Genomic DNA, 11,552 nt, shown 5'->3' on the forward strand with positions numbered 1-11,552 from the left:
TTTTATAAGATTAAAACTAACTTTAGGCTTTAAATTCGTCTAAATTCAAATGATTCAAAACGAAATGAAAAACTTTGTCAAATATACATCAATTGGTTTACTTAGTTCAGTTATTTTTTTCGGCTTTTCTACTCCAATTTTAGCTCAAAATAATACATCAAAAACGATAGATAATCATTCAACTATTCTTGTTGGAGCAGAAAATACAACGCAATATCTTTCGAAACTAAAAGGTAAAAAAGTTGGTTTAATTTCAAATCAAACAGGAATTGCTACAATTAATGGAACAACGATGCATACAGTTGATTTGTTGTTAAAAAACAACATAAATGTTATAAAATTATATTCTCCTGAACATGGTTTTCGTGGTGATGCTGATGCTGGAGCGAAAGTAAAATCTGGTGTTGATTCTAAAACAGGCTTGCCGATTGTTTCGCTTTATGGCGACAATAAAAAACCAAAAGCAAATCAAATTTCGGATGTTGATGTTTTGATTTTTGACATGCAAGATGTTGGTGCTCGTTTCTATACTTATATTTCCACTTTGCATTATGTAATGGAGGCTGCAGCTGAGAATGGTAAAAAAGTAATTGTATTGGACAGACCAAATCCGAACGGACATTATGTAGACGGACCAGTGATGAAAAATGAATATAAATCGTTTGTTGGTATGCACAATGTTCCGATTGTTTATGGAATGACGATTGGCGAATATGCACAAATGATAAACGGTGAAGGTTGGCTAGCAAATGGTGTAAAAGCAGATTTGGAAATTATTCCACTTATCAATTATACCCATCAATCCAAGTATAATTTACCAGTAAAACCATCACCAAATTTACCAAATGCTCATGCGATCAATTTGTATCCAAGTACATGTTTGTTTGAAGGAACAAACGTCAACGAAGGTCGTGGAACAGATATTCAGTTTCAAGTTTATGGTTCACCATTCCTAAAAAATATGCCTTATCAATATACGCCAACTTCAAAACCTGGTGCAACAAGTCCAAAATTCAAAGATGAAGTTTGTTACGGTGAAGATTTATCGAATGTTCCGTATCAATCTGCCATCAATTTAAAATGGCTTATTAATGCGTATAAAAACAATACGAAACAACCTTTTTGGACGATGAATGGTAAAAAGTTGTGGATTGATCAACTTTCTGGAACTGATGAATTGCGCAAACAAATAGAAGCAGGTTTATCAGAAGAAGAAATAAAAGCAACTTGGCAAAAAGATTTGGAAGCTTTCAAGAAAATAAGAACAAAATATTTGATTTATAAGGATTAAATTAATGCAAGTTAAAAGAAGCGTTCTTCAGAAGCTGTCTACAAATGAATTAAATTCTTATATCAAAGATGATTCTAGATTTGTTCCTGAAGCAATAAAAATAGCTTTCGAAATTTTAAAAAATGAACGAAATGTTCAGTTTTCTGAAATTGAAACAACTCGAATTAAAAATTTAATTTCATCTAAAATTATTTATCATGAAAAAGAAAAAAAGAAAAATTCTTTCGAACCAAATTTAGTTGAAGACATTGAGGAGAATAATGAAGTTCCAAAACTTCATACTAAAACTGAAATTGTTTTTCATTCAAGCGTATTTTTTTCTTTTATTGGAGCTGTATTATTCTATAAAAATCTAAAAAAAATTAAAGACATTATGCTCTTTCATTATGTCATTTTAGTTCTTTTTAGCCTTTTAATGTTAGTTTTTGATTATTATTTGTACGAATATATAGTTAATCATCAAGAAGAATTATCACATATTAAATACAAACGTTTTGGTAATTTCGGGATATTTATAACAATTCGTGGAATAGCAAATTTCATTCTTATTAGTTTAATATGGAATTACTTTTTTGGAAAAGATTTTAAGTATAGGGAATTAAAATAATTAAAAACGGAAGCCAAATTTGACTTCCGTTTTATATGTTTTAGAATGATTATTTTTCTCCTACAACAGCAGAAATAGATTCGCCTAATTCTTTTACTTTTTCATATAATTTTGTTGAACCTTTTTCAAATTCAATTGTAATTTTTCCTTCTCTTGCTTTTATTTCTAAGGAATCTCCTTCTCTCCAAACGTAATTTTTTCCTTCAGTCACTGGTTTTCCAAATACTTTTCCGATTTCTTTGATTGCATTTGCCGACTTTGGTTTATCAAAAATTGCTGAGTATGAATATACTTCGTTGCTATCACTCACACTAACTGAAACATTAGAATGAGTTGTTGAACTTGAATTTTTGCTAACTGATTGTGATTTAGCTGTTTGTCCGTTACAAGCAAAAGCTATTAAAGTTATTGCGATAAATAATGTCTTTTTCATATTTTTATTTTTTTATAAAATTCTGAAAAAGATTAATTTGCATTGGTTAATGAACGGTTAACGAAGCGTTAACACAAAACGAGCTACAAAATAATTGTAGCTCGTTTTTAAGTATTAAATTTATTTATATTTTTTGTCGCAAGAATTTTATCTCCAAGATTTTTAATTTTATCTACAATTTCTTGATTATCTGTACTTTTTTGAATCTCCATTTTAAGTGAATTATCATTCAAAATAATTTCAAAACTTCCTCGTCCAGTCCAGATATAACCAGATTCTTCCAAAATTCCTTCACCAAATTCTTTCTCGATTGTTTTCTTTATAATCTCTTTTTTATCCGAATTAAAAGTTCCTTTCATCGAGTAATAAGACTCCGTATTATTCGCTCTCAATTGTGCAAAAACTGCAAACGTTAATAACATTAAGAACAAGCTTAAATATTTTTTCATTTAAGGTCTATTATTTAAGATAAATATATGAAATTTTTCAGCAAAAAACATTTTATAATTCGTTTAATATTTCAATAGTTAAGAATTCTCCAGTCATCGAATCAAAAGAAAATAAACAGTTTAGACGACTATAATCATTTGCCAAACGATTTGGATCATTATTAATAATTCTTTGATAATCATTATTTTTACGAATCTGAGTTTCATCAACATTTCTATTCAAATCAAAAATATTTTGACCTTCATAAACCTTACAAATTGGATTTGGAGAAAGATAAAATTTAATCGAAACAATCATTTCATCAACAATTTTCACAGAAATGCCTTTTTCCTTGTACAATACAATTTTCCCTTGAGGAATATTTTGCTCTGAAATATCAGATTCAAATTCTGTTTGAAATGATTGAAACAATTCGTCATTCATCGATTTTCCGATCAATGAAAAATACTGATTTGGATTGGCTTGAAATAAGTTTATCATATTTTATAGAATTGATTTCATAAAAAAACCTTTCCAAAAATAGAAAGGTTTTGATTAATTATTGAGTTAAAAAACCTTAGTTTTCTTTCAAATAAACTCCGTCAGCTTCAAAATTATATTGCAACTGAGGTTTTGTTATTTTTGCGATTTCTTCTTTCGATTTTCCTTCATCTTCTGCATAATGACGTAATTTCTCTACAGAAATTTCACTTACAAAAGCTTTTCCGTGTACGACAACATTCGCATTTTCACCATCTAAAGGCATAAAAAATCCATAATCTTTGAAACGCACAAACGATTGTTCTTCGCCTTTTCCAAGATCAACTTTCATCCAACAACCTTTCTTTTTGCAAACAGATTCTATCGTCGAAACAAACTGAACATTTTCCAAAGAATCACCACTTTTCATGTTATCGTATAACTTTCCAAGTTCACTTTTCGTCAATGTATTTTTGATATCAAACGATTCTCCATACACTTGATACGCGTATAAATCGTCTATTTTAGCCGTTCCGTTATCTAAAATTTTTGATTGAACTTTCGAAGCTTTTTCAGTTTTAGCCTTCGTTTCTTTTTTTGTTTGTGCATTTGTTGTCAATACAAAACAAGTTAAAGCACAAAGAGTTAAAATATATTTTTTCATAAGAGTCTTATTTAGTTCAAATTTAAATAATTGTCCATTAACAATTTTATATTTGGATATGAATTTTCTAATAATTGAGGAATTTCATTCTCTTTTTTCCATTCAACCGATTCAATTCCTTCCTCAGTTTGCGGCAAAGGCAATTCAACACCGTCATAAAAAACTTCGAACCAAAATGTTTCTTTGATAATATATTCTCTCAAAAAATAAATGTGAAAAGTAGGCATCAAAAATCGTTTCAACTCTAAATTTGTCAAACTACATTCTTCTTCAATTTCGCGAATTGCAGATTCTTCTCTCGATTCTCCTTTCTCCATTTTACCTTTTGGCAAATCCCATTTCCCAAGTCTGAAAATGAACAAATAATCGTCTTGCGGATTACGAACAATTCCGCCCGCGGCTTGAATATGTTTGTAATATTTTAAGAATTTCGTCCAAACAACATCAATATCTTCACTAAAAATATTGACTAAAGCGGCTGCTTTTGATGATAACAAATGAAAAGATTCATCAAATTGAGCTTCATTTTGAAACAAAATATTTTTTGCTTCTGGATTAGATTGGTTGCTGAAAGTTAACAAACTTTCATTAAAAAAAACTTTGTACATTTGAACGATTTGTTACAAATTTATAAAAAACTCACAAGGATATGAAGGTAAATACAAATAAAGTCCGTTTTACAAAAAATCAACAAGAAGCATATACTTTTTTGTTGGATATGAAGAATTATGAGCAATTGATGCCAGAGGATACAAAATCGTTTGAAATTCATGAATCTGGAAAAGGATTTACAGTTGGTGTTGGTGCTTTGCCAAAGGTTGGAATGCGTTTAAAAGAGACAGTTGAGCCATCGAAAATTGTTTTCGAATCTCCGGCACCTGCTTTTGAATATACTTTGACAATTTCTATTGATGCAGTTGATGAGAATTCGTCTGATGTTTCGTTAGATTTTGATGGAAATTTCAATATGATGATCGAAATGATGGCGAAAAAACCATTGACATCTTTTATTGAAACTATTGCAGAAAATTTAGGAAAAATAGGGTAAGACCATTTTTTCGGTAAATAAAATTTCTAAAACTGTTAAATAAGCTTTATATTTTAAAGTTATTTAGCAGTTTTTTTGTCTAAATTATTTTTTCATGAAACATTTTTATTCAAAAATAATTCTCCTACTCTTTTTTACTTTTATACTAAATAATCTTCTATTTGGACAATATATTCAGGTAGATACATCTTTATCGAAAGAAGAATTAATTGATAAATTTATTGGTACAAACACAGGTTGTATTACTATTTCTAATATTAATATTTCTGGATACAATAGAGCTTATGATGAAATCAGCTATGGTTATTTTACAAAAGGAACTAGTAATTTTGATCTTTCTGAAGGAATTATTTTATCTACAGGTAAAGCAGAAGATGCTGAAGGTCCAAATTCTTCTTTGCAAGATTTTTGGGGAAGTAATTGGGGAGGAGATCAAGATTTAATTGACATTTTGATAAAATCTAATTTACCTCATGACAACATTTTAAATGCAACTTATCTTGAATTTGATTTTGTATCAAATCTAACAACGGATCAAATTAGTTTCGAATATATGTTTCTTTCAGAAGAATATCAATCAAGTAATTGCCAATACTCTGATGCTTTTGCCTTCTTAATCAAAAAAGCAGATAATTCTGAACCTTATCAAAACATTGCATTAGTTCCAAATACAACTATTCCTGTTACTTCATTAACCATAAATGGCACAAGAGATTGTCCTCGAAATGTATCATATTTTGGAGGTTTTAATCCAACAAATAGCCCAACGAATTTCAATGGACAAACAAAAGTTTTGAAAGCAAACGCACAAATAGAAGCTGATACAAAATATCATATCAAATTAGTAATTGCCGATCATGGAGATTCAAGAGGTCGTTATGATTCTGCCGTTTTTTTGAAAGCTGGAAGTTTTGTAGGGTCAAAAAGTTTAGGTTCTGATGTTGTATTATGTCCTGGAACATCTGAAACAATAGATGCGACAACGACAAATGCTACAACCTATAAATGGTACAAAGATGGTGTGGAAATTAGTGGTGAAACAAATGCAACATTAGTGGTAGATGAATCAGGTTATTACGAAGTAGAAATCACACAAAATACAGGTTGTTCTTTGAGAGGTCATATTAATGTTTCTGTACAAAAAGAACCTCAAATATATCAAGATCGTTTTTCTATTTGCGATGATGATTTAGATGGAAAAACACAAGTAAATTTAGACGAATATACTGATCGAATTGTAGAAGATTATTATTCTACTCATCAAGTAAAATATTTTGAAACGGAACAAGATGCTAAAGATAATATTTCTGTTGGAATAACCAATTTCGAATTAAATGAAATTCAGACATCTAAAGAAGTTTGGATTCGTGTCCAAATCGGAACTTGTAAGCCTGTTATTAAAGAAATTACTTTTACATTAAATCATTTAAGTGTTGCAAACGTAATTCCTCCAATAGAAATTTGTGATGAGAATTTAAGCAATGATGAAGAAATTGTTTTATCCGATTATGTTGATGACTTGGTTACAAATCTTGAAGGCTCACCGACATATTACTTAAATGAAATTGATGCTAAAAATAAAAAAAATAATATCAACACAACACAAATTATAAATTCAGATCAAACATTTTGGGTAAGATTTAAACAAAATGGATTATGCGAAAACGTTGCTCCATTGCATTTTATTTTCAAACAATCTGGAAAATCATCAACCTTAAAAGATCTTACAATTTGCAAAGGAACAACAACGACTTTAGACGCAGGTCCAGGATTTAAAACTTACGAATGGTTACATAATGGCGACAAAAATCAATCAATTACAAATGTTCCTGTTGGAACTTATTATGTGAAATTAGGATTGAATGGTTGTTTTTATACACAAGAAGTAATAGTTATTGAAGCCGAAGATCCAACTATTCAATCTATCGAAATTCAAGGTTCTACGGTGACCATAAAAGTCACTGGATCTACGCCTCCATATCTGTATTCATTGGATAACGGCACTTTTCAATCTTCCAATATCTTCACAAACGTAACTTTAGGAACTCATACAATTTCTGTGAAATCTGCAGCTAATTGTTCGCCTATTTCGAAAGAATTTTCGCTGATTAAACTAATCAATTTTATTTCTCCAAATGGTGATGGTAAAAATGATGTGTCGGATTATTCGCAATTAAAAAGTAAAATCAATCCGAAATTTATCATTTATAATCGAAAAGGAAAATTATTATTTACTGGTTCGGAAGCAAACAATTATACATGGGATGGAAAACTGAATGGAAAAGCGCTACCTTCCGATAGTTATTGGTATATTATCGAATGGACTGAACCAAATTCAACTCAAACTCAAAAATTTGAAGATTGGATTTTATTAAAAAGTACTTATTAATGAATAATTGGATAAATTTCCCTAAAAAGGATTTGATGCTCGAAATTTATTTTTCTGAACAAAATATGGAAGACAAAACTTTATTATTTTGGAATCAAATTAAAATTTCTCCTGAAATATGGAAATGTGATGATGTTATTGAGGATAATTTTTGGGTAGTTGCTGTATACGAAAATTATTTGATTTGGTACAATGATATTGAAGAAGGTTTTAATGTTTCAAGATTCAAAATTAAAGGTGAAATAGTAGAATATAACGCTTCTAAAGATGAATTAAATTTCGCAATTGAAGCGCTTAAAAATAAAATCGAATCTATTTAAAACAAAAAACCAGAAGATTAACTTCTGGTTTTTTTGTGATATATAATTTCAAATGATTAGCTCATTGATTTTTCGAAGCGTTTACGATCTACTTCTTTTAAGTGAATTTTACGTAAACGGATGAAATTTGGAGTTACCTCGATACATTCATCAGCTTGGATATATTCCATACATTCTTCCAAAGTCATTTCTGTTTTTGGAGCGATAGAAGATGAATCATCTTTACCAGCTGCACGGATATTGTTTAATTTTTTAGCTTCAACAACATTTACTACTAAATCATTGTTACGAGAATGCTCTCCGATAATCATTCCTTCGTAAACTTCTTCACCTGGCTCGATAAAGAATTTTCCACGATCTTGTAATTTATCAATAGAATAAGGAGTTGATGTACCTTGATCTTTCGAAATAATTACACCTGCAGAACGACCAGCGATTGCTCCTTTGAATGGTTTATATTCTAAGAAAGTGTGTGCCATTACAGCTTCACCAGCAGTAGAAGTTAACATTTGAGAACGTAATCCGATTAATCCACGAGATGGAATTTCGAATTCTAAGTGTTGCATTCCTTCTTTCGCCTCCATAACTAATAAATCACCCTTACGTTGAGTTACTAAGTCGATTGCTTTAGAAGAATAATCATCTGGAACATCAATTACTAATGTTTCATATGGTTCACATTTTACACCATCAATTTCTTTTAAGATTACTTGTGGCTGACCAACTGTCAACTCATAACCTTCGCGACGCATCGTTTCGATTAATACAGATAAGTGCATGATACCACGTCCGTAAACTAATTGTGTATTAGAATCTTCTGTTGGTTCTACACGTAAAGCTAAGTTACGCTCTAACTCATCTTCTAAACGCTCTACTAAGTGACGAGAAGTAACAAATTTACCATCTTTACCAAAGAATGGAGAGTTGTTAATTCCGAAAGACATATTCATTGTAGGCTCGTCGATATGCATAACCGGTAATGCTTCTGGATTTTCTGGATCTGCAATTGTATCTCCAATTTGGAAACCATCGATACCAACAACAGCACAAATATCACCCGCTTTTACCTCAGTAGCTTTTACTTTACCTAAACCAGCAAATGTATATAATTCTTTGATTTTATGTTTTTTGAACGTTCCATCAGGTTTTGTTAAAGCAACCCAATCCCCTTCTTTAATAACACCACGGCTTACTTTACCAACTGCAATACGTCCTAAGAATTTAGAATAATCTAAAGATGTAATTTGCATTTGTAAAGAACCTTCGTAAGCTTCTGGAGCAGGAACATGTTCAAGAATACCATCCATTAATGGAGAAATATCGTCTACACGTACATTTTCTGTATTGAACCATCCTTGTTTAGATGAACCATAGAATGCTGGGAATTCCAATTGCTCTTCTGTTGCATCTAAGTTGAAGAATAATTCGAAAACTTTGTCATATACCTCATCAGGACGACAGTTTTCTTTGTCAACTTTGTTAATTACAACTAATGGTTTTAATCCTAATTCTAATGCTTTACTCAAAACAAAACGCGTTTGTGGCATTGGTCCTTCGAAAGCATCAACTAATAAGATAACCCCATCAGCCATTTTCAATACACGCTCAACTTCTCCACCGAAATCCGCGTGACCAGGAGTGTCAATCACATTGATTTTTATACCTTTGTAATCTACCGAAGCATTTTTAGAAAAGATCGTAATCCCTCTCTCACGCTCGATATCATTGTTATCCATGATTAATTCACCAGACTCTTGGTTTTCTCTAAAAACGTTTCCGCTGTGAAGAATTTTGTCAACCAATGTAGTTTTACCGTGGTCAACGTGTGCGATAATCGCAATATTTCTAATGTTTTGCATCCTTGAAAATTATGGGTGCAAATTTACGACAAATTTATTTTTTATTACTATACTTTTTATTTTATTTAATTTTAGCAATAATTAATTTAGAAAAATTTAATATTACTGAATACTTTTTACTAAAACGTTGATTTATTTGCAGATTGATTAATGAAAACTATTTTTTCATTGAAAAATTTTAACGATTTCCCCTATAATTCTTAATCATAATTATAAAAAACAAAAAAAACTGCTACACTTTTGTGTAACAGTTTTTTCGTGACTCGTCTGAGGCTCGAACTCAGGACCCCGAAATTAAGAGTTTCGTGCTCTACCAGCTAAGCTAACGAGCCTAAATTGATAAACACAACAAACAAAATTTTCTTGGTTTGCTCTGCAAAGTTCTTTCAGAACAAAGGTTTTATCGAGTAAAAACAATTGTATTCTTCAATTTAACCTATAAAGCAAAATGATAATCCTGCTATCCTATTCTCGGATTGAGTTTTAACTCATTCTATCTTAATCAAAATTCTAAATTTTAACGTCCATATTGCTGATAATTATCGGTTGCATATTTCTCAAAACGCTTTAATAACGCAATATTATCTTTTTCGATTGGCGACAATTTATCCTCAACATTTGTATACAAAGGCACATACCAATCTACATAATCAAAAAATTGACGTGCACCACGATTCGCAAACGAATAGCCATGACGCGCATAAATTGTATTGCGAATAATTTCTAAATCTAACTTATGTAGATTTTTCAGTTGTTTTTCCGTCAACTTTTGCGTTGATCCATTTATTTTATAAATTTCATCCGAAGCAGCACGTTGGACATCTACAAAATACTCTTCTCCATCTGATTCGTCATATTTTTTCTTTTTAGAATTCACCCAATCTACATTATCGTATTCATCCGCATACTCTTCATCTACACCATATTTTGGCTGAACTAAAATGTTCTTCGGATTATAAATAAACTCTGTTTTCTTCAAACTAAACTTTCGAGAAAGCACAGGTAAATCTTTGCGCTTAGAAATCCAAGTTCCATAAATTGAATCATCATTTTTCTCTGATGAAATTGTCAAATCAAAAACTTTACTTTCATTTGGCATCAACAAAGAACCTTTCAACGAAAAAGGAAATTGACCTAATTCGAGATTATTTTCAGTAAAATAAAAAGATAAATTATTTAAATCAATTTTAGAATTTATTTTTCCTTTTAAAGGTAAATTCTTAACATATTTCTGCTCATCAAAACTAAAATTGACATTTTTGATATCCGTTTTTGCATTTAATGTTAACTGATTTTCTGTAAAATCTATCAGTCCATCGTAATCAAATTGATCTAATTTTAAATAGGTTTTAGATGATTGATCATCGTATAAAAAGTTAGAATTAGCAATTTTAAAATTATTCAACGCTAATCCTACACTCGATTCTTCTTCTTTTTCAACCTCATCAGAAGGCTTCACAATATCAAAATTATTACGACCTAAACTATCTATTTTCAGATTAATCGTTGCATCTGTAATAAATAATTCATTAAAAATTATTTTATCATCAAACAACGTTTTGACATCTACACCAAGTGCAATTTCTTTCGCAGAGATTAAATTTTCGGTTTGATACGGCTTAGAACCTTTGATGGAAGAATCCGTTAAAGTAACTGTTAACTTAGGAAAATGATTGAAAAACGAAATATCCAAATCCTTAAATTCAATTTCCGTTTTTACATAATTTTCGGCAACACTTTTATTCCTTCATTAATTTGCTCCTTAAAAAAAATAAGGCGAAACATATAAAACTAATGCAATTCCACCCAAAGAAAATCCAGTAATTTTGACTACTTTCATTAATTTTGAGAGAACTGTTTTTTTCTTCTTCATAATCACTAAAATCGGTTGAACAAAGTAACTGAGAATAGAAGTTAATCGGAAACAATACGATATATATTTACCGCAACATTTATCATGTTTACCTCAATTATTTTGCATAAAAAAAGCCAAACATTTCTGTTTGGCTTCTTGTGACCTGGCTGGGGCTCG

12 protein-coding genes and 1 tRNA gene are annotated in these 11,552 nt (G+C 30.3%); 5 read left to right on the forward strand and 8 right to left on the reverse strand.

What is annotated here, in order from left to right; genetic code table 11:
* Nucleotides 1-64: 64 nt before the first annotated feature.
* Together B4E95_RS01625 and B4E95_RS01630 are read left to right on the forward strand one after the other, a co-directional pair.
* Nucleotides 65-1,291 (forward strand): exo-beta-N-acetylmuramidase NamZ family protein, encoded by a 1,227-nt coding sequence (locus tag B4E95_RS01625; protein WP_286494646.1) that lies wholly within the window; start codon nucleotides 65-67, stop codon nucleotides 1,289-1,291.
* A gap of 4 nt (nucleotides 1,292-1,295) precedes the next feature.
* Nucleotides 1,296-1,898: a hypothetical protein gene (locus tag B4E95_RS01630; RefSeq protein ID WP_180904946.1), complete on the forward strand. Its 603-nt coding sequence runs from the start codon at nucleotides 1,296-1,298 to the stop codon at nucleotides 1,896-1,898.
* Nucleotides 1,899-1,947: 49 nt separating this feature from the next.
* On the opposite strand, the gene B4E95_RS01635 is transcribed toward B4E95_RS01630, so the two are convergent.
* The 5 genes from B4E95_RS01635 to B4E95_RS01655 form a co-directional block, all read right to left on the reverse strand.
* Nucleotides 1,948-2,331 carry a hypothetical protein gene (locus tag B4E95_RS01635; RefSeq protein WP_115001364.1) on the reverse strand — a complete coding sequence of 128 codons (384 nt, stop codon included), beginning with the start codon at nucleotides 2,329-2,331 and terminating at the stop codon, nucleotides 1,948-1,950.
* A gap of 107 nt (nucleotides 2,332-2,438) precedes the next feature.
* Nucleotides 2,439-2,780 (reverse strand): hypothetical protein, encoded by a 342-nt coding sequence (locus B4E95_RS01640; protein ID WP_115001366.1) that lies wholly within the window; start codon nucleotides 2,778-2,780, stop codon nucleotides 2,439-2,441.
* A 52-nt stretch (nucleotides 2,781-2,832) separates the two neighbouring features.
* Nucleotides 2,833-3,261 carry a hypothetical protein gene (locus tag B4E95_RS01645; protein ID WP_291048637.1) on the reverse strand — a complete coding sequence of 143 codons (429 nt, stop codon included), beginning with the start codon at nucleotides 3,259-3,261 and terminating at the stop codon, nucleotides 2,833-2,835.
* 76 nt (nucleotides 3,262-3,337) lie between these two features.
* The gene (locus B4E95_RS01650) at nucleotides 3,338-3,904 is read right to left on the reverse strand and encodes a DUF4920 domain-containing protein (RefSeq protein WP_291048640.1); all 567 of its coding nucleotides are present in this window, start codon (nucleotides 3,902-3,904) and stop codon (nucleotides 3,338-3,340) included.
* A gap of 11 nt (nucleotides 3,905-3,915) precedes the next feature.
* Nucleotides 3,916-4,512, reverse strand: coding sequence for an NUDIX hydrolase (locus B4E95_RS01655; protein WP_219033584.1), 597 nt, complete (start codon nucleotides 4,510-4,512; stop codon nucleotides 3,916-3,918).
* A 41-nt stretch (nucleotides 4,513-4,553) separates the two neighbouring features.
* On the opposite strand from B4E95_RS01655, the gene B4E95_RS01660 reads away from it, so the two are divergent.
* The 3 genes from B4E95_RS01660 (at nucleotide 4,554) to B4E95_RS01670 (ending at nucleotide 7,661) form a co-directional block, all read left to right on the forward strand.
* Nucleotides 4,554-4,952, forward strand: coding sequence for a hypothetical protein (locus B4E95_RS01660; RefSeq protein ID WP_291089420.1), 399 nt, complete (start codon nucleotides 4,554-4,556; stop codon nucleotides 4,950-4,952).
* 94 nt (nucleotides 4,953-5,046) lie between these two features.
* Nucleotides 5,047-7,341 carry a choice-of-anchor L domain-containing protein gene (locus B4E95_RS01665; RefSeq protein ID WP_291089422.1) on the forward strand — a complete coding sequence of 765 codons (2,295 nt, stop codon included), beginning with the start codon at nucleotides 5,047-5,049 and terminating at the stop codon, nucleotides 7,339-7,341.
* A complete protein-coding gene (locus tag B4E95_RS01670) occupies nucleotides 7,341-7,661 on the forward strand; it encodes a hypothetical protein (RefSeq protein ID WP_180904948.1) in 321 nt (106 codons plus the stop codon). The genes B4E95_RS01665 and B4E95_RS01670 overlap by 1 nt, the downstream gene beginning before the upstream one ends.
* A 56-nt stretch (nucleotides 7,662-7,717) precedes the next feature.
* Here the strand turns inward: B4E95_RS01670 and typA are convergent, their stop codons facing one another.
* From typA to B4E95_RS01685, 3 genes are all read right to left on the reverse strand, one after another.
* A complete protein-coding gene (gene typA / locus B4E95_RS01675) occupies nucleotides 7,718-9,520 on the reverse strand; it encodes a translational GTPase TypA (RefSeq protein ID WP_280035524.1) in 1,803 nt (600 codons plus the stop codon).
* Between the two features lie 259 nt (nucleotides 9,521-9,779).
* Nucleotides 9,780-9,852 (reverse strand) — tRNA-Lys (locus B4E95_RS01680).
* A gap of 185 nt (nucleotides 9,853-10,037) precedes the next feature.
* Complete coding sequence (locus B4E95_RS01685; protein WP_291089428.1) at nucleotides 10,038-11,213, reverse strand: YARHG domain-containing protein; 1,176 nt, start codon at nucleotides 11,211-11,213, stop codon at nucleotides 10,038-10,040.
* Nucleotides 11,214-11,552 lie beyond the last annotated feature (339 nt).

Origin of the sequence: Empedobacter sp. UBA7494 (genome assembly GCF_002478465.1) — a bacterium.
GTDB lineage: Bacteria > Bacteroidota > Bacteroidia > Flavobacteriales > Weeksellaceae > Empedobacter > Empedobacter falsenii_B.